The sequence below is a fragment of the Lysobacter capsici genome (assembly GCF_014779555.2).
GTDB classification, from domain to species: domain Bacteria; phylum Pseudomonadota; class Gammaproteobacteria; order Xanthomonadales; family Xanthomonadaceae; genus Lysobacter; species Lysobacter capsici.
Genome location: NZ_CP094357.1, coordinates 1875778 through 1897670 on the forward strand (window position 1 = coordinate 1875778; position 21893 = coordinate 1897670).

The window sequence follows — 21893 nt, forward strand, 5'->3', positions numbered from 1 at the left end:
ACTCCCCATCCCCCTGTCCCGTTAACGGGAGAGGGCAGGGGTGAGGGCCCGACCGTCGATCCCGAATCCCGTCCCGGCCGTACCGCGGGGGCGCGGGCAGGGCGCGAAGGTCGTCCCAGCCGCGCCCGGGCTCTGTCCCAGGCCGGCGAACGCCTCGTAAAACCGTGCGCTGGCGCCCATTTGGGCCCCGGCCGTAGCCCCCACCCAGCCGTGGCATAATCCCCGGCTATTTTTCGCTCCAGGACTTTCCGATGAATCTGCTCGACCTCCTGATCGCTCCGGCCTATGCCCAAGCAGCGGGCGCCGCTCCGAAGGCCGGCTTCCTTGGCGGCTATGAGAGCCTGCTGCTCCCGTTGGTGCTGATCGCGGTGATGTACTTCCTGATCTTCCGCCCGCAGGCCAAGCGCGCGAAGGAACACCGCTCGATGCTCGAAAAGCTGTCCAAGGGCGACGAAGTGCTGACCAACGGCGGCATCGCCGGCACCGTCGCCGATATCGGCGAGAACTTCATCACCGTGGAAATCGCCGCCAACGTGCGCATCCGCGTGCAGAAGGGCGCGATCGCCAATGTTTTGCCCAAGGGCACCTTGAAGTCGGCCTGAGCCGACGCCACGCCATTTTTACAAGCGGCGACCGGGGAGGTTGCCGCAGGGGTTCTCGATGCTGACCTTCGCGCGCTGGAAATACTTCGTCATCCTGCTAGTCCTTGTGGTCAGCGTGATCTACGCGCTGCCCAATGCCTATCCGCAGGACCCATCGGTACAGATTTCCGCGGCGCGCAGTGACGGCGTCCAGGTCAACGCGAGCCTGGCCAAGAAGGTAGAAAGCCTGCTCAGCCAGGCCAAGATCCCGTCCAAGTCGATCAAGGTCGAGGACCAGGGCAACCTGCTGGTGCGTCTGGAAGACACCGACCAGCAGACCCGCGCCGCCGACCTGCTGCGTCCGCAACTGGGCAACGACTACGTGGTGGCGCTGAGTCTGGCCCCGACCGCGCCGGCTTGGCTGGAATTCCTGCGCGCCAAGCCGATGCCGCGCGGCCTCGACCTTCAGGGCGGCGTGCACTTCGTCATGCAGGTCGATCAGGCCAGCGCGATCGACAAGCGCCTGGACGCTTACGTCGAAGACGTCCGCTCGACCCTGCGCGATAACCGCGTGCCGTACACCTCGGTGGTCCGCCGCGGCAACGAGGCGCTGGTCGCCACCCTCGGCACCGGCGCCGACACGGCCAAGGCGCAGAGCCAGTTGCGCACCGCGTTCCCGACCCTGACCCAGAACCTTCAGGATCAGACCCTGACCCTGGAAGTGCCGCAGGCCGAACTGCAGCGCATCTCGCTGGAAGCCATCGAACAGAACCTCAACACCCTGCGCAACCGCATCAACGCCTTCGGCGTGGCCGAGCCGGTGATCCAGCGCCAGGGCACCGACCGCATCGTGATCCAGCTGCCGGGCCTGCAGGACACGGTCGAGGCCAAGCGCCAGATCGGCGCGACCGCGACCTTGGAATTCCGCGCGGTGATCGGCAACGAAGCCACCGCCGACGCGGCGGTGCGCGACCGCAGCGTGCCGCCGGATGCGCGCGTGTACTACACCGAGACCAAGCAGCCGCTGCTGCTGTCCAAGCGCCTGCTGGTGTCGGGCGAGCAACTGGTCAACGCCCAGCCGATGACCGACCCGCAGGACGGCCGCCAGGGCGTGTCGATCACGCTCAACAGCGTCGGCGGCCAGCGCATGCTCGACCACACCCTGGAAAACGTCGGCAAGCGCCTGGGCATCGTGTATGTCGAGCAGACCCCGATCACCGCGATCGTCGACGGCAAGGAAGTGCAGACCATCCGCACCGACGAGCGCGTGATCAACTCGGCCGAAATCAAGGGCGTGTTCGGCAAGAACTTCCAGACCACCGGCCTGAGCGCGGAAGAATCCAAGGCCCTGGCCAGCCAGCTCAAGTCCGGCGCGCTGGCCGCGCCGATGATCTTCGTCGAAGAGCGCGTGGTCGGCCCGAGCCTGGGCGCCGAGAACGTCAAGCGCGGCACCATGGCGGTGGCGTACTCCTTCATCTTCGCGCTGAGCTTCTTCCTGATCTACTACCGCATGTTCGGCCTGATCACCTGCATGGCGCTGGTGCTCAACCTGCTGATGGTGGTGGCGCTGATGTCGATCGTCGGCGCGACCATGAGCCTGCCCGGCTTCGCCGGCCTGGCCTTGTCGGTGGGCATGTCGGTCGACGCCAACGTGCTGATCAACGAACGAATAAGAGAAGAACTGCGCGCCGGGATACCGCCGCAGACCGCGATCGCGACCGGTTACGACAAGGCCTCGGGCACCATCTTCGACTCCAATATGACCGCGCTGCTGGCCGGCGTGGCCCTGTACGCCTTCGGTACCGGTCCGCTGCAGGGCTTCGCGATCACCATGATCGTCGGCATCCTGACCTCGGTGTTCACCGCCGTCACCGTGTCGCGCGGTATCGCCACGCTGATCTACGGTGGCAACCGCCGCAAGCTCAAGTCCATCGCGATCTGACGGGAATACTCCAGACATGAAAATTTTCCCGCTGACCCTGCTGCCGAACGACGCCAACATCAACTTCATGAAGATGCGGTGGCTGTCGATCGCCATCGCCGCCATCATCATGTTCGTCGCGATCGGAGCGATGGCCACCCGCGGCTTCAACTTCGCCCTCGACTTCACCGGCGGCAACCTGGTCGAAGTGCACCTGGACAAGTCCGCCTCGCTCGACACCATCCGCGACAAACTGGCCGCCGACGGTTACGACAGCGCCCAGGTCCAGACCTACGGCTCGGGCAACGAACTGCTGGTGCGCCTGCAGCCGCGCGAGGGCGACGATTCCTCCGCCGCCACCGCGCACGCCGCCCAGGCGGTGATGAAGGCGGTGACCGCCAGCGGCAACACCGGCAAGATCCTGCGCAACGAATTCGTCGGTCCCCAGGTCGGCAAGGAACTGGCTCTCAACGGCCTGTACGCGCTGATCTTCGTGGTCGTCGGCTTCCTGATCTACATCGCCTTCCGCTTCGAATGGAAGTTCGCGGTGGCGGCGATCATCACCACCTTGCACGACGTGATCGTGGTCGCCGGCTGGTTCGCGCTCAGCGGCCACGAATTCGACCTGACCGTGCTGGCCGGCATCCTGTCGGTGATGGGCTACTCGATCAACGACACCATCGTGGTGTTCGACCGCGTGCGCGAGAACTTCCGTTCGATGCGCGCCGATCCGGAGACCATCCTCAACCGCTCGATCAACCAGACCCTGTCGCGCACGGTGATCACCTCGTTCGTGGCGTTCCTGACCGTGGTCGCGCTGTACATCTACGGCGGCGGTTCGCTGCGCGGCATGGCCGAATCGCAGATGCTCGGCATCATCATCGGCACCGTGTCCTCGATCTTCGTCGCCTGTCCGTTGCTGACCCTGGGCTTCCTGAAGGTCACCAAGCAGGACTTGCTGCCCAAGGCCAAGGACGACGCGGCGCTGGCGCGTCGTCCGTAACGGTCGGCGTTTGGTTGGACGAAAAAGGCCGCGCATTGCGCGGCCTTTTTCGTAGGCGTGGTCACCGATCGGTCGCATGTCCGTGGCCGGCCGCACTCGCTATGCTGCCGTCATTACCGGCCCGGATGACCGAACATGACGCTGGATCCGCACGACATCGAGTTGCACGACGCAAGCCTCCATTCGATCGCCACGGATCATCGAGCGCGTACCGTGAAGATCGTGCTCGAGTATTACCGCGAGTCCGACAGCCGCGCTCGAGTCATGGCCGCGATCAAATTCCTCGGCGTCGTGCGCATGCAGGAGGCCGCCGACCTGGACGAACTGGCGGACAATGCGCGCGCCGGCAATGTCGTCCAATGGGTTCCTTCGCGGGGGCCGGGCACGACTTATCTGCATCTGGTGCGCGGATTCATCGCCATCACCGCGGAACGCGTGGAGTTCGAAGAAGCAGCGCCGTGAGTAGCGATGGCGAAACACGCCAGGATGCTTCGTACTGTCTGAGCCGCCTTTGATCCAACCCATGGAGCCGGAATGTCCGCACGCAACCAACAACAAATCAGCGACTGGAACGGCCCGGTCGGCGGCCGCTGGCTGACCTACAACGATTGGCTCGACGAGCGCACAGCCGCCTACGGCGAGATGGCGTTCGCCGCCGCCGCGCCGCAACCCGGCGAAGCCGTGCTCGACATCGGCTGCGGCGCAGGCGCGACCTCGCTCGAACTGGCAAGGGCGGTCGGCGCGAGCGGCCGGGTGATCGGCGTGGACGTGTCCGAACCGCTGATCGGCCGTGCGCGCGAACGCGCGCAGGCCTCCGAGCTGCCGATCGAGTTTCGCCTCGCCGACGCCAGCGCGCCCTTGTTCGCGCCGCGCAGCTTCGACCTGCTGTTCTCGCGCTTCGGCGTGATGTTCTTCGACGACCCGGCCGCCGCGTTCACCGAACTGCGCAAGACGCTCAAGCCCGGCGGCCGAATCGCGTTCGCGTGCTGGCAGGAACCGGCGAAGAACGACTGGTACGTGCTGCCCTTGAAAGCGATCGCCGGCATAGTCGAGCAGCCGAGCGTCGACACGAACGCGCCCGGCCCGTTCGCCTTCAGCGATCCGCAGCGGGTCGAACGGATTCTGACCGAGGCGGGATTCGCCCAGGTCGAATTGCGAGCTTTCGAAGCGCCGTTCTATTACGGACGAGGCGACACCCGGGAGGCCATGGCCGAGGACGCATTGCAGCAAGTGTTTCGGGTCGGCCCGATCCAGCGTTTGCTCTCCGCGCAGAGCGAACAGGTGCGCGAGCGCGCGGCGGCTGCGATACGCGCGAAGCTCACGGGTCTGGCGAATGAGCAGGGTATTGCGGTGAGCGGCGCGATTTGGGTGGTTACGACGCGCAGGGGGCATGACTCCGCGCAGGGGGATCTTAGTCAATACGAGCGCGCCGAATCCTTGATCCGCGCCATGGCCGAATATGTAATTGCGGACGAGACGGCGCTTTCGGAAGCTCAAGCGCAGGTCGGAGCGCAACCTCTGCGGCTGGTTTGCATCAATATGCTCAGCTGGCTAAGCAGTCGCAGCCGATGCCCCACCATGGTGGCGAATTCAAAGCGGTTTTGGGGGTCTGCGTGGCAAACCTTATCGACGTTGCTGTCGGTTCCCGGCGCGTTTTCGGACGTGTTTGAATTCCAAGGCGAGGCCGTGGTGTTGAATCCGGGTTTGACTCCTGAGCAAATTCGCGAATTGTGCAAGCTAGTAGCCGAGATTTATCGGCCTCGAAGGTTCATCACGGTGCGAAAGCCCAGCCGTCAGGACTGAATCAAGCGGATGAATACCTGCGTCTTTTCCCGGAGATTTTCAGGAGCGGCGGCTGAAACAAAAAAACGCCGCGATCATCGCGGCGTTTCGTCTTCAGATACAGGCCGGCTCAGCGCATCAATCAAACGCCGCCGCATACCCCGTATTGACGATCCGATTCTGCAACGCATCGGCGATCTTCAAATTACCGGCCACCAACTGCCGCGGCGGCAATCCGCGGTTGTCCATCGGTCCGGTCGAGCGGCCCTTGAAGTCGCAGACCTTGCCGCCGGCCTCGCGCACCATCAGGGCGCCGGCGGCGATGTCCCACGGCTTCAGGCCGGCTTCGAAATAGGCGTCGGCGCGGCCGCAGGCGACGTAGGCCAGGTCGAGCGCGGCCGAGCCGGTGCGGCGCACGTCTTCGGCGTCGACCAGCAGATTGTCCAGGCACTTGAGGTGGGCGCTGGCGCGGGCGCGTTCGCGCGGCGGGAAGCCGGTGATCAGCATCGCGCCGGTCAGGTCCTTGCGCTCGGCGATGCGCACGCGCTTTTCGTTGAGCTGGGTGCCGCTGCCGCGGCTGGTGGTGAACAGGTCGTTGCGCAGCGGATCGAAGATCACGCCGTGGATCGGTTCGCCGTTTTCGCACAGCGCGATCGACACGCAGAAATGCGGGATGCCGTGCAGGTAGTTGCTGGTGCCGTCGAGCGGATCGATGACCCAGGTGAAACGGGCCTGGCCGATCGGGCCGCTTTCCTCGCCGAGGATGGCGTAGTCGGGGGTGGCGCGGCGGAATTCCTTGATGATCTCCGCTTCGGCCAGGCTGTCGACTTCGCTGGCGTAGTCCATGCGGTCCTTCTCGACGATGTTCAGCGCATCCAGGCGGTGCATGTGGCGCAGCAGCACGTTGCCGGCGGAGCGAGCGGCCTTGACCATGAGGGTGACGGCGGGTTTCTGCATGGTTTACGGCCTCGAACGGGTGAGGTGGGGCAGGACTGACGGGGATAAAGAGCGGGCCGGCGCGTATGGCCGGGGCGGGGAGTTTACCATTTGCGCATGAACTCCGATCCTCGCGAAACCCCGCCGCCGCCCGAGCGGCCCGAAATTGCCAACTCCGCCGTCGCCCCGGGCGACCCCGCCGCGGCCCCGCCCACCGCCGCGCCCGACCCAGCTGCCGCCCGCATCCGCATCGTCCTGGTCGGCACCCAGCACCCGGGCAACATCGGCTCGGCGGCCCGGGCCATGAAGACCATGGGCCTGTCGCGGCTGGTCCTGGTCGCGCCGGAGAAGCCGCTCGACCGCGACGCCTATGCCATGGCCGCCGGCGCCGACGACGTGCTGGAGGCCGCGCCGATCCTGCCCGACCTGGCCGCGGCGATCGCCGATTGCCATTGGGTCCTGGGCTGCACCGCGCGCAGCCGCCGGATCGCGCTGGAGGAACTGCCGCCGCGCTTGGCCGCCGAACGCGTCGACGCCCGCGCCCGCGAGGGCGCCCAGGTCGCGCTGGTGTTCGGGCGCGAGCGCACCGGCCTGAACAACGACGAATTGCAGCTGTGCCATGCCGCGGTGCATATCCCGGCCAATCCCGATTACAGCTCGCTCAACCTCGGCGCGGCGGTGCAGGTGCTCAGTTACGAGCTGCGCATGGCCGCGCTGGCCGCGGCCGCGGCCGATCCGGCCGGCGATCATCGCGACCCGCCGGCCTCGCACGCGCAGTTGGAAGGTTTCTTCGGCCAACTCGGCGAGGCGTTGGACGCGATCGACTTCCACAAGGGCCGCGCGCCCGAATCGGCGATGCGCAAGCTGCGCCGGCTGTTCCTGCGCGCCGACCTGGACGAGCGCGAAGTGCGGCTGCTGCGCGGCGTGCTCGCCGATGTCGAGCGCATGGCGATGCTGGCCGGCCAACGGCGCTGATGCAGCGGGCGTGGCGCGGCCGGCGCTCGGCTTCGGCGCGCGGCGCCGGGCCGTTGCGCGGCCGCAACGCGGGCGTATCGGCGCGGCGGCGGTTCGATTACGCTGCGGTGGCAATCCGACCGGGTGACTTGAGTTGATCGCTAGCGCGCGGATTCTGAGAGTGCTGTTGGGGCTCGCCCTGGCCGGGGCGTCGGCCTGCGTCGCGGCGTCGGCCGATCCGCACGACGCGCGCGGCGGCCATCCGGAGGACACCGATGCCCATGTGCTGGTGCTCGGCCGGATCAGCGACGATCCCAAGGCCCATTACGAACAGCTCAAGCCATTGCTGGATTACGTGGTCCCGCGCATGGCCGAGGTCGGCATCCGCGAGGGCCGCATCCTGATGGCCAAGGACGTGCAGCAGATGGCCAGCTATCTGCGCCGCGGCCGGGTCGACTGGGTCAGCGAGACCGCCGGCACCGCGATGCTGCTGCGGCAGCGCGCCGACGCGCGGCCGTTGCTGCTGACCGAGCGCGACGGGGTCAGCCATTACCACAGCGTGTTCTTCGCCCGCCGCGACAGCGGCTTGCGCTCGCTCGAAGACCTCAGCGGCCACAACGTCGCGTTCCAGCGGCCGACCTCGACCAGCGCCTACTTCGTCCCGGCCGCGACCTTGCTCGAACGCGGCCTGACCCTGGAAATCCTGTTGTCGCCGACCGACCGGATCAACCGCGGCGGGGTCGGCTATCTGTTCGCGCGCTCCGAGCTCAACGTCTCGACCTGGGTCCACAAGCGCCTGGTCGATGCCGGGGTGATGAGCAATCTGGACTGGAACAACCCGCGCCGCATGCCCGAAGCCTTCCGCCGCGACCTGATCGAGATCGGCCGCAGCGAGGACTATCCGCGCGCGCTGGAAGTCGTGCGCGGCGATCTGGACGCGAAGGTCGCCGCGCGCCTGCGCGAGGTGCTGATGGACGCGGCCGGCGATCCCGAGGCCGGCGAAGCGCTGCTGCGCTTCTTCAAGACCACCGGCTTCATGCCGATCGACGCTGAATCGCAGCGCGCGCTGGACCATATCGGTTCGGGCGTGGCGCGGGTGCGGGCGGAGGTCGAATGAGACTGCGCGCCGGCCTGCAGGCCAAGTTCCTGTCGATCATGGGGGTGGCGTTTCTGGTGGTGGTCGCGCTGATCGCGCTGTTGCTGTACCGGCAGGAGCGCATCCAGGCCGAAGTGGTCGGGGTCAGCCGCGACGCGATGCGCGACAGTTTCGTCGAAAGCCTGCGCCGTCACGGCGAAGGCGAGGTGGCGCAGCTCGCCGGCTCGCTGACCAATCCGCTGTATTACTTCGATCTGGACGCGATCGGCGAACTCAGCCGCGCGGCGCTGGCCAATCCGGGCGTGCGCTACGTGATCGTCTACGACAACGACGGCAACATCGTCCACGACGGCAGCGAGGAGATTCCCAGCTACGGCAAGCGCATGGACGATGCGATGGCGAAGCAGGTGGTGGCCGCGCGCGCGCTGCACACCCAGTGGGGCGAGAGCACCTTCGACGTGTCGATGCCGATCAAGATCGGCCAGCAGCGGCTCGGCGGCGTGCGCGTGGGCTACGACCTCAAGGCGATGCGCACCTATCAGGACAGCGCGCTCGATCAGTTGCGGCAACGGCTGGAGGAACTGGGCCGGCGCCAGCTGCTGTGGGTCGGGCTGCTCAGCGTCGGCCTGCTCGCGCTCGGCGCGCTGATGGTGTGGCTGATCCAGCGCTGGCTGGTCAAGCCGATCCGCGAACTCGCCGACGCCGCCCAGGCGATCGAGAACGGACAGTTCGACAGCGCGCCGCCGGCCGGTCATCCCAACGACGAAGTCGGCGACCTGATGCATGCGTTCAGCCGCATGAGCCACAGCCTCGCGCGCCACGACCGCGACATCCGCCGCATGGCCTACACCGATGCGCTGACCGGGCTGGCCAACCGGCTCGCGTTCCGCGAGTGGCTGGACCAGCGCTTGCTGCATCTGCGCGGCGACGGCGGCCAGCTCGGCCTGTTGTTCGCCGACATCGACGATTTCAAGCGCGTCAACGACACCCTCGGCCACGACGCCGGCGACGATGTGCTGCTGCAATTCGCCCAGCGCATCCAGGACACGGTGCGCCGGATCGGCGGCGAACGCGCGCTGTTGGCGCGCTTCGGCGGCGACGAGTTCGTGATCCTGGTCGAGGGCAGCCGCGAGCGCAACGGCGAGGCGCGCACCGTCGCCACCCATCTGGCCGAAGTGCTGGTGTCCGAACTCGGCCAGCCGATCGTGGTGCACGACCGTCAGGTCTTTCTCGGCACCTCGATCGGCGTGACCCTGTATCCGGAAGACGCCTCCGGCGCGACCGCGCTGATGAAGAACGGCGACATCGCCATGTATCAGGCCAAGGTCGCCGGCAAGAACTGCTACCGCTTCTACAGCCGGGCGATGGATCAGGCGGTGGAACGCCGGGTGCATCTGGAGCACGAATTGCGCGGCGCCTGGGATCGCGGCGAACTGAGCCTGGTGTATCAGCCGGTGTTCCGCCTCGCCGACGGCAAGATGGTCGGCGCCGAGGCGTTGCTGCGCTGGAAGCATCCCGAGCAGGGCCTGATCGCGCCGTCGGTGTTCATCGATGTCGCCGAGCAGAGCGGCCTGATCGAAACGCTCGGCCCGCAGGTGCTGCGCGCGGCCTGCGAGGACGCGGTGTCGTGGCGCGATACGCGCGTGGGCGCCGATCCGATGTTCGTCTCGGTCAACGTCTCGCCGCGCCAGTTGCGCAGCGGCGACCTGCCCAACGTGGTCGCCGCCTGCCTGCGCGAAACCGGATTGCCCGCGCAGCAACTGCATCTGGAACTCACCGAGACCGCGGTGATCGGCGACGAGGTCCATGCCAGCAGCCTGCTGTCGCGGCTGCGCGCGAGCGGGGTGAAGGTGTGGCTGGACGATTTCGGCACCGGCTTCTCCGGCCTGAGCCATCTGCGCCGGGTGCCGGTGGACGGGGTCAAGATCGACCGCAGTTTCATCGCCGACGTGCTGCGCGATCCCGACGATCTGGCGCTGACCACCGCGATCATCGCGATGGCGCATTCGCTGGGCATCATCGTCGTCGCCGAGGGCGTGGAGAAGGAAGGCCAGTACGCGGTGTTGCGCGAGCGCGGCTGCGATCTGGCGCAGGGCTACTGGCTGGGGCATCCGGTGAATGCGCAGGAGTTTTTGGTGCTGCTCGGCTAGCGGCCTGGTGGCACTTGGTTTTACCGGCCGCGCCGCTGTATCGAGCGATTTTGTTTTTGCTCGTCATTCCCGCGAACGCGGGAATCCAGTGCCTTTCGTGCGAGAACGATTAAAGTCGCTGGATTCCCGCGTTCGCGGGAATGACGTTCCGTGAAATTCAAATTAGCGGGTGAGATGGCTTCACTGCTTCGAAAGCTCGAAACAGACAACTCCCTCAGCCCAACTTCGCCCGAGCCAACGCAATCCACTCCGCCGCCGCCTGCGCCAGGCTGCCCGACAGCACGCCGAACACCGCCACCGCGATCACCCCGGCGACCCAGGCGATGCCCATCAGCTTGCCGTCGCGTTCCAGCAGCGCGAACGCGAACAACAGCAGCAACGCGCCGAACAGGAAATTGGTGAACGGGATCGGCAGCGACAGCAGGATGCCGAGCAGCACCAGCAGCAAACCGGTGAACGCATTGGCGGCGCGATGATCGAGCAGCGCGGTCGCGCGCGGGCTGACGAAACGTTCCAGCCGGGTCAGCCACGGCGCCAGCAGATTGCGGAACTTGGCCATCGCGCTGCGGTGCGGGCCGCGCCGGGCGATGAAGCCCGGCAGCCACGGCCGGCGCAGGCCGATCAGCAGTTGCAGGCCGACCAGCACCACCAGCGGGCCGCTGATCGCGCCGCCCACGCCCGGGATCGGGATGAAGGCGGGCAGGGTGGAGACGAACAGCAGCATGCCGAACGAGCGGTTGCCCAGGCCGTTGAACACGTCGCCGAACTTGACCACCTCGTCCGGATCGCCGGCGACGATGGCGTCGAGCAGGGCGCGGGTGCCGGCCTCGTGGACGTCGCCGCGACGCGCGCGGTCGCGGCCACGCTCGCCGCCGCCCTCGTCCTCAGGCCCGCGGTCAGCCGCTGCCGTCATCGTCGGTGGACTCGGCGGGCTTGGGCAGTTGCCGCTGCAGCAGCAGCTTGTCGATGCGCGGGCCGTCCAGGTCGATCACCTCGATCCGCCAGCCGCTCCAGGCGAAATACTCGCCGACGTGCGGAATCCGGCCGAAGTGGGCGATCACCATGCCGGCGACGGTGTGGAAGTCGTGCTCGTCCTCGTTCGGCAGGCGTCCGCCGCCGAGCACTTCGCGCAGTTCCTCCACCGGCAGCGCGCCGTCGATCAGATACGAGCCGTCCTCGCGCTGCACCACCGGCCCGGCCTGATCGTCGGACTCGGCGGTCTGGACCCGGCCGATCACCGCGCCCATCAGGTCGTTGACGGTGATCAGCCCGGTCACGTCGCCGTATTCGTCGACCACCAGCGCCAGCGACTGCTGTTCCTCGCGGAAGATTTCCAGCAGCTTGAGCGCGTGGGTGGATTCGGACACGAACAAGGCTTCGGTCAGCTGGCCGAACAGGTCCGGCAGATTGCCCACGCCCAGGTTGCGCAGCAGCGACTTGGCCTCGAGCACGCCGAGCACGTCCTGATCGCTGCCGCGGTAGACCGGGAAGCGCGAGAACGGCGATTCGCGCATCGCCGCGAGGTTGTCCTCGATCGAAGCGCTGGCGTCGAGCCAGGTGATGCGGGTGCGCGGCGTCATCAGGCTGTCGGTGGTGCGATCGCCGAGGCTGAGCACGCGATTCATCATCTTGCGTTCGTCGGCGTCGATCACGCCCTGCTCGTGGCTTTCGCTGACCAGCAGACGGATCTCTTCTTCGCTGATCTCGCTGCGCGCGTCGTCCTTGATCCCGAGCAGGCGCAGCACCAGGCGATTGATCGCGCCCAGGGTGGCGACGACCGGCTTGGCGAAGCGGGCCAGCCCGGCCAGCACGATCGCCACGGAACTGGCGATCTTTTCCGGATTGGTCAGGGCCAGCCGCTTGGGGATCAGCTCGCCGAAGATCACGCTGGCGGCGGTGATCAGGGTGACCGCGGTGCCGATGCCGATGGTGCGCGCGTACTCGGCCGCGCCCGGGAAGATGCCGCCGATCCAGCCGGCGATCGCCAGGCCGATCGACTCGCCGCCGAAGGTGCCGGTCAGCACGCCGATCGCGGTGATGCCCACCTGCACGGTCGACAGCAGGTTGTCGGGGTGTTCGGCCAGCTGCAGGGCCATGCGGGCGCCGCGGCTGGGGTGGGTCGGGTTGTCGGCCATCTGCTTCAGGCGCAGCTTGCGCGAGGTCATCAGCGCCATCTCCGACATCGCGAAGAAGGCGTTGAGGACGATCAGGGCCATGACGATCAGTAGTTCCAGCATCGGCAATGCCTCCTGTGGCCGGTGGGTTCACGGAAGGAGCGCGCATTGCGGGCGGAACGGGCCGGGCATTGCCGGCTGGGTCGCGGTTTTGGGTCGTCGTCCATGGGTTGCGGGGGAAACGGTAGGGGAGGCGGCATGGCCGGAGCCGGACCGGGGCCGATCTTAGCAGGCATTCACGACGCCTCTTCGTGAAAGCGACCGGGCCGGGCGGACCGCCCCGGGCCTGCCGATCGCCCCGCGATGGCGTTTTTGTGGGCTGCGACCGGCCCGCGCGCAGGCCAAGGTGGGCGCGGCGTCGTCAAACGGTCATAATCGCGCCCGCAAACCCGTGCCGGCCCAGCCGGCGCCAGAACACCCACCGGCGCGGCCGGCATTCAGCGGCTTACGGCCCAGAGGCTTTCCAGCATGTTTTCCCTGCAGACCATTTTCGGCCAAGGCAACCAGTTCTATACCCTGCTCGAGGAGGCCGCCGTCGCCGCCCACGACAGCACCAAGGCCCTGCACGGCATGCTCAAGGCCGCCGACCGCCAGCCCGCGCTGGACGCGTTCAAGCTCGCCCGCCAGCGTGAGCGCGAGGCCTCCGACAAGATCAGCCAGGAGCTGGTCGACAGCTTCATCACCCCGATCGAGCGCGAGGACATCGAGTCGCTGAGCACCGCGCTGTACAAGATCCCCAAGCAGGTCGAGAAGTTCGCCGACCGCTATTCGCTGGCCACCCGCCACCTGGAACACATCGACTTCGCGCCGCGCGCGGCGATGCTGGAGCAGGCCGCCGAGGTCGTGGTCAAGATGGTCCACCAGCTGCGCCATCTCAAGCTCGAGCCGATGAAGGCGCTCAACGACCAGCTGCGCGCGCTGGAGAACGAGGCCGACCGGCTGATGCTGGAGCTGTACCGCGACATCTATTCCGGCCAACTCGACAACCTGCAGATGTTCTTGCTGAAGGAGTTCTTCGAGATCCTGGAAAAGGCGATCGACCGCTGCCGCGAGGCCGGCGTGGTCGCCTACCAGATCGTCCTGAAAAATTCCTGAGGCGCGCGCGATGCTTACGCTCGTCATCGTGGTAGTGCTGGCCGCGCTGATCTTCGAATACGTCAACGGCTTCCACGACACCGCCAACTCGATCGCCACCGTGGTCGCGACCAAGGTGCTCTCGCCGATGCAGGCGGTGATCCTGGCCGCCTCGACCAATCTGATCGGCGCGCTGTGGGGCACCGCGGTGGCCAAGACCATCGCCTCGGGCCTGATCGACGCCGGCGTGGTCGAAGTCGGTTCGCAGCTGCTGCTGTGCGCGCTGCTCGGCGGCATCATCTGGAACCTGATCACCTGGTGGCTGGGCCTGCCGTCCTCGTCCTCGCACGCCTTGATCGGCGGCCTGTGCGGCGCGGCGGTCGCGGCCTCGTCGAACAACTGGCACGCGGTAGTCTGGTCGCATCCGGCCGAACCGATCTGGAAGAGCGCCGGCGTGCTGTGGAAGGTGATCGTGCCGATGTTCACCTCCCCGGTGCTCGGCTTCGCCGCCGGTTTCCTGGTGATGGGCGTGCTGTTCGCGCTGATCTCGTTCATGGCCCGCAGCGGCGGCATCCTGCGCCGGCTGGCGCGGCCGCGCTGGGTCAACGGCTTCTTCGGCAAGGCGCAGCTGCTCAGCGCCGCCGGCATGGGCTTCGCCCACGGCATGAACGATGCGCAGAAGACCATGGGCATCATCGCCCTGGCCCTGATCAGCGCGCAGGCCGCCGGCACCCTGGACAACCTGCCGGGCTGGCTGGCGTTCCTGCATCCTTCGCCCGAAGCGATCGCCAACAACGACATCGACACCTGGATCAAGCTGACCTGCGCGGTGGTGATGGCCGCCGGCACCGCCGCGGGCGGCTGGCGCATCATCAAGACCCTGGGCCACAAGCTGGTCAAGCTGCACCCGATCCACGGCTTCGCCGCCGAGACCAGCGCCGCGACGGTGATCATGTTCGCCTCCTCGCTGGGCATCCCGGTGTCGACCACCCACAACATCTCCGCCGCGATCATGGGCGTGGGCACGGCCAAGCGTTTCAACTCGATCAAGTGGACCGTGGTCGAGAAGATGATCTGGGCGTGGATTCTTACGATTCCGGCGGCGGGCGGTATCGCTTATGGGTTGTTCGAGTTGATGCGGTTCTTGGGGTGGATTTGATTGCGGTGGTGAATATTGCCGCGTCGCGGTAACTACCACCGCTAGGTTGAGCTACGCAAAAGGCCGCGAATGCGGGCCTTTTGTTTGCGGCGCGATTGGGGTTTCAACGCGTTCTTCCGAGTCGTCATTCCCGCCTTCGCGGGAATGACGGTCTGGTTGGGGCGCGGATATCGCTCGGATACGCGATGGCCCACTCCCGATGTCGACCTCGCGCATCGAGGCAACCGACAAGCGCCACTGACGGATGCGATGAAACAGATGTCGCGTCGCGGTCGGAGGCAGCGCGGTCGCGGCTCGCGCCGCTCCTACATGGGCTACCTGTAGGAGCGGCGCGAGCCGCGACCGCGAAAATCGGATTACCACGAAACTGGAATCAGGCCCGCCAACGGCGAAACCGAAATAGGCTCCCGGATCGGAATTAATCCTCGGCGAGCAGCCAAGCCCCGCAAACCCAAGACTCAGCACATCCGCTTAAGGCCGATTCCCCTGCGCTTAAAGCAAATCCCCATTCGCCGACAGCACCCGCTCCATCCGATCGCCCACGCCGCCGATCTCCATCACTAGGCGCTGCACCTCGGCCGCGTCCAGGGTTTCCAGCGGACGGTTCTCGCACAGTTGCAGATACGGCACGCCGTCGAGGTCGCCGATCGCCAGGTAGCCGACGTGGCTTTCCCAGTTGAAGGCCAGCGCGCGGCGCGCGTCCAGGCCGGTGGTCGGGGCCACCGCGGTGCTCACGCGCAGGAACGCGCGGCCGTCGTCGTCCTCGATCTCGGACAGGAACAAGGCCTGATGGCGGGTGCCCTGTTCGAGCGACAGCTCGATGCAGATCACGCTCTCGTCGTGAACGGTGAGGTGGAACCCGGCCCGGGTCAGTTGATGGCGGATCTGTTCGAATTGCATGGGGGCGACTCCTGCGCGTTGCAGCGCATATGCTACCGCGATGGACAGCGAAACTGCCGCCAAACGCATCCGCGCCGCGATCCGCGCCATTCCCAAGGGCGAAGTCGCCGGTTACGGCGAGGTCGCGCGCCGCGCCGGACTGCCCGGCCGCGCGCGCCTGGTCGCGCGCCTGCTCAGCGAAAACGACGACCCCAAACTGCCCTGGCACCGGGTCCTGCGCTCGGACGGCCGGATCGCGCTGCCGGAAGGCTCCAAAGGCTATCGCGAGCAATGCCAGCGGCTGCGCGCGGAAGGGGTGACGGTCGAAAACGGCCGGGTCCGCGGCCAGCGCGCGGCGCCGACGGTGGACGCGCAGATATGGGGCCCGCCGGACGACTGAACGCCCCCTGCGCGGGCGCGCGCCGTGTACGCCGCGCTCACGTCCTCGCGGCGCGGTCGCGGCTACCATAGCGCCCGCCCCGAGGAGTCGCGATGTTTTCCAGTATCCCGTCGATCACCCGCCGACTGTTGATCGCCAATGTCGTCGTATTCGTCCTGCAATCCCTGTTGGGACTGAGCGAGTCCACCCACGCCTGGCCGTCGTGGTTCGAGCTGTGGCCGTGGGTACCGTCGCAGTTCGTAGTCGACGGCCCGGGCTTCATGCCGTGGCAGTTGCTGACCTCGGGTTTCATGCACGGCAACATCGGCCATCTGGTGTTCAACATGCTCGCGCTGGTGATGTTCGGCGCGTCGCTGGAATACCACTGGGGCGCAAGACGCTATGCGATCTATTACTTCGTCTGCCTGATCGGTTCGGCGTTGCTGCAACTGCTGTTCGCGTCGATCGCGATCTACGAGGGCCAGCTGTATGTGACCCTGGGCGCGTCCGGCGCGATCTACGGCCTGTTGCTCGCCTACGGCATGTTGTTCCCCAATCGCCGCGTCACCCTGCTGCCGTTCCCTATCGTGCTCAAGGCGCGCACCCTGGTGATCATCTACGCGCTGGCGTCGGTGTTCTACGGCGTGTTCACCACCGGTACCGGCGTGGCCCATTTCGCCCATCTGGGCGGGATGATCGTGGGCTGGATGGTGATCCGCTACTGGCGCAAGTACCCGCCGAAGAACGGCGGTGGCGGCAACAGCGACGCCGCCCGCCGCGATGCGCGGATGCGCGAACTGCGCGAGCGCAGAAAGGCGTCCAAGTTGCGGGTGGTGAAGTAAGGCCTTTTCCCGGCCGCAACGGTCTGATGTTGGCGTTGTGATGAGCCGATACAGGAGCGACTGCAATGAAGATGCCCGCTGCGACGTGGTTGCCCATCGTTGTTTACGCTGATTTCTGCGATGTCCCGCGCTGGGTGCTCGCGGGCGGCCAGGACGACGGCTTTTGGCTGCTGGATTCGCGGTTCGACGATGACGCCGACGAGTATCCGTCGTTTTTCCGGGTCAAGTTCGTTGGCGACGAGCTTGGGGCCGCACGGGCTGTTTTCGACACGGGCGCGATCGGCGATGTCGCCGCCGCCGAAGTCATCGCCGTGGACGAACTCCAGTTCGATCCGACCGTTCGCGCCAGCGTGATGCGCCGAGTCTGAGCGTGCGGACTTAAAACCCCGGCCGCAGCTTCACCTGCTCCAGTTCCTTCTTGACCGACCGCCAGAACAGGCTCGGCGCGATCCAGGTGTAGGCGCAGAACAGCAGCCAGGCATACGACAGCGGACCGGTCCATTGCGGCAGACCGTTCTGCGGCAGCGCGATCAGGGCGATGCGGTAGATCAGGAACATGCCGATCAGCAGTACCACCGCGCGGGTGCGCGAGCCGGCGCTGATGAAGCTCTGGAACCGCCACCACAGGCCCAGCGCCCAACTGCGCCGCGCCTTGACCGCCGCCATCAGGGTCAGCGCTTCGCCGTCCATGGGATCGATCTGCAAGGCCCAGGCGGCGTGATCGCGCGCGCTGTCGGTGCGGCCGGCGGCGAGTTCGCAATGACCGAGCACGCACAGGGCCTCGACGTGTTCGGGATGGCCGCGCAGCACGTCGCGCGCCAGCGCTTCGGCGCGCGCGCGATCGCCGCGGCGCAGTTCCAGCGAGGCGAGCAGGGCCGGGTAGTCGGGATCGTCCGGGTCGAGCTCGCAGGCGCGCCGCGCTTCTTCCAGCGCCTGCGCGTCGCGGCCCCAGGCCAGGTACAGGCGCGCATAGGCGTCGGCGATCGCGGCCGAGTCGGGTTGCAGTTCGCGCGCCGAATCCAGATGCGCCTGCGCCTGCTTCAGGCTGCGCCGCGCGATCGCCGCGATCGCGGCGGCGAGGTGGGCGAACGGCGATTCGGGTTCGAGTTCCAGCGCTCGCGCGGCTTCCATTTCGGCCGCGTGCAGGCGGTTGCGCTTGATCAGGCACAGCGACAGGAATGCGTGCGCATCGGACTGGTCCGGGTCTTCGCCGAGCGATTGCAGCAGCATGTCGATGGCGTCGTCGACCTGGCCGTTGGCGTAATAGCGCTCGGCCATGCGGTACAGATGATCGTGGCGGCTCATTGCAGCACCATTCGCAGCATCAACGGCCAGCCGGTCATGTCGAGCGCGCCGCGTCCGACCACGGCGAGCAGGATCATCAGCGGCATGCCGTTGCGCGGCTCGCCGCCGTAGTGCTCGAAGATTTCGAAACAGCGTTGCTGCATCAGATACAGCGCGTAAGCCACGCCGACCTTGAGCAGCAACAGCGACAAGAACGCGTAGGCCTGATGCTCGGGCCGCAGCCAGCCGCTGCCCAGCAGCACGCCGATGGTGAATACCAGCGCGACGGTGCCGAACACGCTCAACGCGACGCAGGCCCATTCGCGGCCGCGGGTCGGGCTGCCGAGCGCGGCGGAATTGAACGCGAACCAGGCCAGGCCGAAGCCGCCGCCGGCGAGCATCAGGGTCAGCAGCGGCCACAACGGGTCGACCGCGTAACGCGACAGCCCCGACGGACGCGGTTCGTCGGGCAGGCGATAAGGCAGGGTCGCCATCAGCCGCCTCCGTGGCGTTTGAGAAAGTCGAGGACTTCGTCGTACTGCCCGCCCTGGTTGGCGTAGCGCGCGTGATTGCGCGCGGTGGTCAGCCATTCCAGCGTGGTCGAGCGGGTGTCCTTGAGCGCGGCGCGCAGGTGGGTCATGGTCAACGGGCTTTCGCGGCCTTGTTCGATCGAATCCTCGATCGCTTCGTCGATCGCGGTTTCGACCAGATTGCGCAGGTCGGCGCCGGAAAAACCCGAGGTCAGCCGCGCCAGTTCGCCCACGTCGATGCCCTCGCCGAGCGGTCGGTCGCGCAGCAGCAGATCGACGATCGCGCGCCGCGCGGTTTCGTCCGGCGGCGGCACGAACAGCACGCGGTCGAAGCGGCCGGGCCGGCGGAACGCGGCGTCGACCGCCCACGGCACGTTGGTCGCGCCGAGGATCAGCACGCCGTGGTTGTTCTGGGCGAAGCCGTCGAGTTCGGTCAGGAACTGGCTGACCAGCTTGGCCGAGGTCGCCTCGCGCGAGTACTGGCGCTTGCCGCCGATCGCCTCGACTTCGTCGAAGAACACCACCGCCGGCGCGGTGCGCCGCGCGGTTTCGAAGATCGCGTGCAGCTTGCGCTCGGATTCGCCGATATACATGTCGAGCACATCGGTGATCGCCACGTTGTAGAACTTCGCCCCGCATTCGCCGGCGGTGGCGCGCGCGAGCAGGGTCTTGCCGCAGCCGGGCGGGCCGTATAGCAGGATGCCGCCGCCGGAGCGGCGCTTGAAGCGCTCGAACAGCGACGGCTTGAGGAACGGGGTGATGATGCGGCGGCGGATCTGGTGCTTGACCTCGTCGAGCCCGCCGACGTCGGCGAACGCGATGCGCGCCTGCGGCGGCTGCAACAGCCGGGCCACGTCGTCGGCGTCGGTGTCGTCGTTGGCCAGGCTGGCCTGCGCGCCGGGGCGCAGGCCTTCGGACTGCTGACGCTTGGCGTTGGCGAAGGAAATCACCTTGCCGGCCAATTCGTTGGCGAGCGCGGCGTCCTCCAGCGCGGGATTGAGCGCGACCGCCTGCTGATACAGCCCGCGCGCGCTGTCGCGATCGCCGTCGGCCAGGCGCAGGCGGGCGAGCGCGAACAGCGCGGCGGCCGAGTCGTCCGGGGCGATCCGCGCGACCAGTTCGTCGCGGCCGTGTTGCAGCAGCACGCGCACGGCGGCGTCGCGCTGGGTCGGGTCGTTCAGCAGATCGTCGCCGGCCAGTTCGAGCGCGCGGGTCAGCGCGTCGGGATCGGCCTCGGCCAGGCAGGCATTGACCACCAGCATCCGCAGGGCCGGGTTCTGCGGACTGGCCGCGAGCGCGGCGAGCAGATCGTCGAGAGAGGTGTCGGGCATGGCGTGAGCGGGGTCCTGGCCGGTGTCGCGAGGCGATAGGGTAATGAAAAATCGGCCGGCGCAGGCCGATCGTGTGCCAGCGGCGGGCCGAGCGCGACGGGGCCGCGCGCGATCGGCGCATGCCGTGGTTGCGGGACGCGCGGGCCCGCGCCTACAGTGCGCAATGTGGCACCGGTCGCAAGCCGAACGCGCGCCGCGTCCCGTCCGCACGTCGCCGTTGTCCGCCTCGCGCGGGCCGCCAAGGATCCAGGCCGTCCAGTCCATGACACTTCCGATCGAACCCTCCGCCGCGCAGCAGGCCGCGGCCCGCGTCCGCGATGCCGTGCATTCGGCCACCGTCGGCCTGATCGAACGCGAGCAGCTCGCCGAGTTGATCGTGCTCGCCGCGGTCGCGCAGGAGCATCTGCTGATCCTCGGCCCACCCGGCACCGCCAAGAGCGCGGTCGTGCGCCGCGTCGCCAGCGCCTTGGGCGGGCGTTATTTCGAATACCTGCTGGGCCGTTTCACCGAGCCGTCGGAACTGTTCGGCCCGGTCGACCTGCGCCGGCTGCGCGAGGGCGTGGTCGAGACCGATGTCAGCGGCATGCTGCCGGAGGCCGAGGTCGCGTTCCTCGACGAGGTGTTTCTGGGCTCGACCGCGATCCTCAACACCTTGCTCGGCGTGCTCAACGAGCGCCGCTTCCGTCGCGGTCACACTCAGATCGAATGCCCGCTGCGGGTCTGCGTCGGCGCGGCCAATGCCTTGCCCGACGACGAATCGCTGGCCGCGTTCGCCGACCGTTTCCTGCTGCACCTGTTCGTCGAACCGGTGCCGGACCATCAGCTCGAGGCCTTGCTCGAAGGCGGCTGGCAGTCCGAACGCGCGCCGCTGGCGCATCGCACCGAATTGTCCGACATCGACGAACTCAGCCGGCGCGTGCCGCTGGTCGATCTGAGCCACGCGCGCGGCCTGCTCGCCGATGCGATCCGTAAACTGCGCGCCGCCGGCCTGAGCCTGTCGGACCGCCGCATCGTCAAGGTGCAGCGTCTGATCGCCGCGGCCACCGTGCTGGCCGGCCGCGACACCGCGACCGACGCCGACCTGTGGCCGCTGTTCTACGTGATGCCGACCCGCGAGGCGCAGGCCAGCGCCCAGGACGTGCTGCGCGATTCGATGTCGGCCGCGGCCAACCCGACCCTGCGCGCCGCGGTCGAACACGCGGTGCTGCAGCCGGTGTCGCGCGCCGCGCGGCTGGTCGAAGCCGCGCGCAGTTGCCTGCAGGACGGCGCCGACGCGCCGGCCGCGGCGACCATCGCCGAAGCCTTGCTGCGCGAGATCGATGCGAATTTCGACGTGAAATCGTTGCCGCCCGAACTCGCCGCCGAGCGCGCGCGCCTGATCGAACGGGTCGCGACGCCGACATGAAGTGGGGTTGGCGGAGCGAAGCCGATCCGCCGCCGCCGCAGGGCGCGGTCGGTGTCGGCGCGGCGGCGCATGGGCTGCTGGACGCGATCGAGCGTCTGGACGAGTCCGTGCGCGAGCGCCTGATGCTGACCGCCAACGACGATGTGGTGATCCTTACCGGCGCGCCGCAATCGCTGCCGTGGAGCGAGGGCGTGGCCTATGTCGCGCCGCGCGCCGATGCGCCCGCGCTGTGGCTGTCGACGGTGGAGCGCCCGGATCTGCCGCTGGACCTGCTGCATCGCGCGATCGCGCGCCGGCATCCGCAGTCGCCGTTGTTGCTGCTGCGCGAACCGGCGCGGATCGTGCCGCTGCATCGCGCCTTGCCGGCGACGGCGGCGCTGATCGCGCAGATTCGCGGCCATTGGCGGGGCTGA

At 67.6% G+C, this 21893-nt stretch carries 22 protein-coding genes; 15 read left to right on the top strand and 7 right to left on the bottom strand.

All coding sequences use genetic code 11. From position 1 onward, the window contains the following. Nucleotides 1–251: 251 nt before the first annotated feature. The 5 genes from yajC (at nt 252) to IEQ11_RS07815 (ending at nt 5308) form a co-directional block, all read left to right on the top strand. The gene (gene yajC / locus IEQ11_RS07795) at nt 252–602 is read left to right on the top strand and encodes a preprotein translocase subunit YajC (RefSeq protein ID WP_191821426.1); all 351 of its coding nucleotides are present in this window, start codon (nt 252–254) and stop codon (nt 600–602) included. Between the two features lie 58 nt (nt 603–660). Next, nucleotides 661–2523 (top strand): protein translocase subunit SecD, encoded by a 1863-nt coding sequence (gene secD, locus IEQ11_RS07800; RefSeq protein ID WP_096414021.1) that lies wholly within the window; start codon nt 661–663, stop codon nt 2521–2523. Nucleotides 2524–2539: 16 nt separating this feature from the next. Next, nucleotides 2540–3505 (top strand): protein translocase subunit SecF, encoded by a 966-nt coding sequence (gene secF / locus IEQ11_RS07805; RefSeq protein WP_036101997.1) that lies wholly within the window; start codon nt 2540–2542, stop codon nt 3503–3505. A 135-nt stretch (nt 3506–3640) separates the two neighbouring features. After that, nucleotides 3641–3967, top strand: coding sequence for a hypothetical protein (locus IEQ11_RS07810; protein ID WP_191821427.1), 327 nt, complete (start codon nt 3641–3643; stop codon nt 3965–3967). Between the two features lie 72 nt (nt 3968–4039). After that, nucleotides 4040–5308, top strand: coding sequence for a class I SAM-dependent methyltransferase (locus IEQ11_RS07815; protein WP_191821428.1), 1269 nt, complete (start codon nt 4040–4042; stop codon nt 5306–5308). Between the two features lie 117 nt (nt 5309–5425). Here IEQ11_RS07815 and IEQ11_RS07820 read toward each other — a convergent pair whose 3' ends face one another. Further along, on the bottom strand, nt 5426–6244 hold the full coding sequence (locus IEQ11_RS07820) for an inositol monophosphatase family protein (RefSeq protein WP_036102003.1): 819 nt from the start codon (nt 6242–6244) through the stop codon (nt 5426–5428). 96 nt (nt 6245–6340) lie between these two features. On the opposite strand from IEQ11_RS07820, the gene IEQ11_RS07825 reads away from it, so the two are divergent. The 3 genes from IEQ11_RS07825 (at nt 6341) to IEQ11_RS07835 (ending at nt 10423) form a co-directional block, all read left to right on the top strand. Beyond that, nucleotides 6341–7198 (top strand): RNA methyltransferase, encoded by an 858-nt coding sequence (locus tag IEQ11_RS07825; protein ID WP_191821429.1) that lies wholly within the window; start codon nt 6341–6343, stop codon nt 7196–7198. 160 nt (nt 7199–7358) lie between these two features. Beyond that, a complete protein-coding gene (locus IEQ11_RS07830) occupies nt 7359–8294 on the top strand; it encodes a phosphate/phosphite/phosphonate ABC transporter substrate-binding protein (protein ID WP_247024756.1) in 936 nt (311 codons plus the stop codon). Then, nucleotides 8291–10423: a putative bifunctional diguanylate cyclase/phosphodiesterase gene (locus IEQ11_RS07835; protein WP_036102008.1), complete on the top strand. Its 2133-nt coding sequence runs from the start codon at nt 8291–8293 to the stop codon at nt 10421–10423. Before IEQ11_RS07830 ends, IEQ11_RS07835 begins: the two co-directional genes overlap by 4 nt. Before the next feature lie 214 nt (nt 10424–10637). Here the strand turns inward: IEQ11_RS07835 and IEQ11_RS07840 are convergent, their stop codons facing one another. Further along, the gene (locus IEQ11_RS07840; protein ID WP_051546708.1) at nt 10638–11336 is read right to left on the bottom strand and encodes an exopolysaccharide biosynthesis protein; all 699 of its coding nucleotides are present in this window, start codon (nt 11334–11336) and stop codon (nt 10638–10640) included. Then, nucleotides 11320–12660: a hemolysin family protein gene (locus IEQ11_RS07845; protein WP_036102010.1), complete on the bottom strand. Its 1341-nt coding sequence runs from the start codon at nt 12658–12660 to the stop codon at nt 11320–11322. The genes IEQ11_RS07840 and IEQ11_RS07845 overlap by 17 nt, the downstream gene beginning before the upstream one ends. 405 nt (nt 12661–13065) lie before the next feature. On the opposite strand from IEQ11_RS07845, the gene IEQ11_RS07850 reads away from it, so the two are divergent. Both IEQ11_RS07850 and IEQ11_RS07855 read left to right on the top strand, forming a co-directional pair. Beyond that, the gene (locus IEQ11_RS07850; protein ID WP_096414026.1) at nt 13066–13692 is read left to right on the top strand and encodes a DUF47 domain-containing protein; all 627 of its coding nucleotides are present in this window, start codon (nt 13066–13068) and stop codon (nt 13690–13692) included. A gap of 10 nt (nt 13693–13702) precedes the next feature. After that, on the top strand, nt 13703–14830 hold the full coding sequence (locus IEQ11_RS07855) for an inorganic phosphate transporter (RefSeq protein ID WP_036102014.1): 1128 nt from the start codon (nt 13703–13705) through the stop codon (nt 14828–14830). Nucleotides 14831–15322: 492 nt separating this feature from the next. On the opposite strand, the gene IEQ11_RS07860 is transcribed toward IEQ11_RS07855, so the two are convergent. Continuing rightward, entirely contained in the window at nt 15323–15730 is a 408-nt protein-coding gene (locus IEQ11_RS07860; protein ID WP_046656072.1) for a hypothetical protein, read from the bottom strand. Nucleotides 15731–15770: 40 nt separating this feature from the next. On the opposite strand from IEQ11_RS07860, the gene IEQ11_RS07865 reads away from it, so the two are divergent. The 3 genes from IEQ11_RS07865 (at nt 15771) to IEQ11_RS07875 (ending at nt 17298) form a co-directional block, all read left to right on the top strand. Then, a complete protein-coding gene (locus IEQ11_RS07865) occupies nt 15771–16109 on the top strand; it encodes an MGMT family protein (RefSeq protein WP_191821430.1) in 339 nt (112 codons plus the stop codon). 92 nt (nt 16110–16201) lie between these two features. Then, nucleotides 16202–16930, top strand: a complete 729-nt coding sequence (locus tag IEQ11_RS07870; protein ID WP_096414027.1) for a rhomboid family intramembrane serine protease — start codon at nt 16202–16204, stop codon at nt 16928–16930. Between the two features lie 65 nt (nt 16931–16995). Continuing rightward, a complete protein-coding gene (locus tag IEQ11_RS07875; protein ID WP_191821431.1) occupies nt 16996–17298 on the top strand; it encodes a hypothetical protein in 303 nt (100 codons plus the stop codon). Nucleotides 17299–17308: 10 nt separating this feature from the next. On the opposite strand, the gene IEQ11_RS07880 is transcribed toward IEQ11_RS07875, so the two are convergent. The 3 genes from IEQ11_RS07880 to IEQ11_RS07890 are packed head-to-tail and all read right to left on the bottom strand — an operon-like array spanning nt 17309 to nt 20075. Continuing rightward, nucleotides 17309–18235 carry a tetratricopeptide repeat protein gene (locus IEQ11_RS07880; RefSeq protein WP_191821432.1) on the bottom strand — a complete coding sequence of 309 codons (927 nt, stop codon included), beginning with the start codon at nt 18233–18235 and terminating at the stop codon, nt 17309–17311. After that, nucleotides 18232–18708, bottom strand: a complete 477-nt coding sequence (locus IEQ11_RS07885) for a hypothetical protein (RefSeq protein ID WP_046656079.1) — start codon at nt 18706–18708, stop codon at nt 18232–18234. The genes IEQ11_RS07880 and IEQ11_RS07885 overlap by 4 nt, the downstream gene beginning before the upstream one ends. Next, nucleotides 18708–20075 carry an ATP-binding protein gene (locus IEQ11_RS07890; protein WP_036114799.1) on the bottom strand — a complete coding sequence of 456 codons (1368 nt, stop codon included), beginning with the start codon at nt 20073–20075 and terminating at the stop codon, nt 18708–18710. The genes IEQ11_RS07885 and IEQ11_RS07890 overlap by 1 nt, the downstream gene beginning before the upstream one ends. Nucleotides 20076–20337: 262 nt before the next feature. Between IEQ11_RS07890 and IEQ11_RS07895 the strand changes: the two genes are divergently transcribed. Both IEQ11_RS07895 and IEQ11_RS07900 read left to right on the top strand, forming a co-directional pair. Further along, complete coding sequence (locus IEQ11_RS07895; RefSeq protein WP_191821433.1) at nt 20338–21480, top strand: AAA family ATPase; 1143 nt, start codon at nt 20338–20340, stop codon at nt 21478–21480. Further along, nucleotides 21477–21893 (top strand): bpX5 domain-containing protein, encoded by a 417-nt coding sequence (locus IEQ11_RS07900; protein ID WP_036114774.1) that lies wholly within the window; start codon nt 21477–21479, stop codon nt 21891–21893. The genes IEQ11_RS07895 and IEQ11_RS07900 overlap by 4 nt, the downstream gene beginning before the upstream one ends.

What these genes read in the sequence shown, in the direction of transcription:
- IEQ11_RS07810 (WP_191821427.1), top strand. Translation starts at nt 3,641, where the DNA reads ATGACGCTGGATCCGCACGACATCGAGTTGCACGACGCAAGCCTCCAT.
- secF (WP_036101997.1), top strand. Translation starts at nt 2,540, where the DNA reads ATGAAAATTTTCCCGCTGACCCTGCTGCCGAACGACGCCAACATCAAC.
- secD (WP_096414021.1), top strand. Translation starts at nt 661, where the DNA reads ATGCTGACCTTCGCGCGCTGGAAATACTTCGTCATCCTGCTAGTCCTT.
- IEQ11_RS07835 (WP_036102008.1), top strand. Translation starts at nt 8,291, where the DNA reads ATGAGACTGCGCGCCGGCCTGCAGGCCAAGTTCCTGTCGATCATGGGG.
- IEQ11_RS07865 (WP_191821430.1), top strand. Translation starts at nt 15,771, where the DNA reads ATGGACAGCGAAACTGCCGCCAAACGCATCCGCGCCGCGATCCGCGCC.
- IEQ11_RS07825 (WP_191821429.1), top strand. Translation starts at nt 6,341, where the DNA reads ATGAACTCCGATCCTCGCGAAACCCCGCCGCCGCCCGAGCGGCCCGAA.
- IEQ11_RS07855 (WP_036102014.1), top strand. Translation starts at nt 13,703, where the DNA reads ATGCTTACGCTCGTCATCGTGGTAGTGCTGGCCGCGCTGATCTTCGAA.
- IEQ11_RS07815 (WP_191821428.1), top strand. Translation starts at nt 4,040, where the DNA reads ATGTCCGCACGCAACCAACAACAAATCAGCGACTGGAACGGCCCGGTC.
- IEQ11_RS07900 (WP_036114774.1), top strand. Translation starts at nt 21,477, where the DNA reads ATGAAGTGGGGTTGGCGGAGCGAAGCCGATCCGCCGCCGCCGCAGGGC.
- IEQ11_RS07875 (WP_191821431.1), top strand. Translation starts at nt 16,996, where the DNA reads ATGAAGATGCCCGCTGCGACGTGGTTGCCCATCGTTGTTTACGCTGAT.
- IEQ11_RS07870 (WP_096414027.1), top strand. Translation starts at nt 16,202, where the DNA reads ATGTTTTCCAGTATCCCGTCGATCACCCGCCGACTGTTGATCGCCAAT.
- IEQ11_RS07880 (WP_191821432.1), bottom strand. Translation starts at nt 18,235, where the DNA reads ATGAGCCGCCACGATCATCTGTACCGCATGGCCGAGCGCTATTACGCC.
- IEQ11_RS07840 (WP_051546708.1), bottom strand. Translation starts at nt 11,336, where the DNA reads ATGACGGCAGCGGCTGACCGCGGGCCTGAGGACGAGGGCGGCGGCGAG.
- IEQ11_RS07890 (WP_036114799.1), bottom strand. Translation starts at nt 20,075, where the DNA reads ATGCCCGACACCTCTCTCGACGATCTGCTCGCCGCGCTCGCGGCCAGT.
- IEQ11_RS07895 (WP_191821433.1), top strand. Translation starts at nt 20,338, where the DNA reads ATGACACTTCCGATCGAACCCTCCGCCGCGCAGCAGGCCGCGGCCCGC.
- IEQ11_RS07820 (WP_036102003.1), bottom strand. Translation starts at nt 6,244, where the DNA reads ATGCAGAAACCCGCCGTCACCCTCATGGTCAAGGCCGCTCGCTCCGCC.
- IEQ11_RS07885 (WP_046656079.1), bottom strand. Translation starts at nt 18,708, where the DNA reads ATGGCGACCCTGCCTTATCGCCTGCCCGACGAACCGCGTCCGTCGGGG.
- IEQ11_RS07860 (WP_046656072.1), bottom strand. Translation starts at nt 15,730, where the DNA reads ATGCAATTCGAACAGATCCGCCATCAACTGACCCGGGCCGGGTTCCAC.
- IEQ11_RS07845 (WP_036102010.1), bottom strand. Translation starts at nt 12,660, where the DNA reads ATGCTGGAACTACTGATCGTCATGGCCCTGATCGTCCTCAACGCCTTC.
- yajC (WP_191821426.1), top strand. Translation starts at nt 252, where the DNA reads ATGAATCTGCTCGACCTCCTGATCGCTCCGGCCTATGCCCAAGCAGCG.
- IEQ11_RS07850 (WP_096414026.1), top strand. Translation starts at nt 13,066, where the DNA reads ATGTTTTCCCTGCAGACCATTTTCGGCCAAGGCAACCAGTTCTATACC.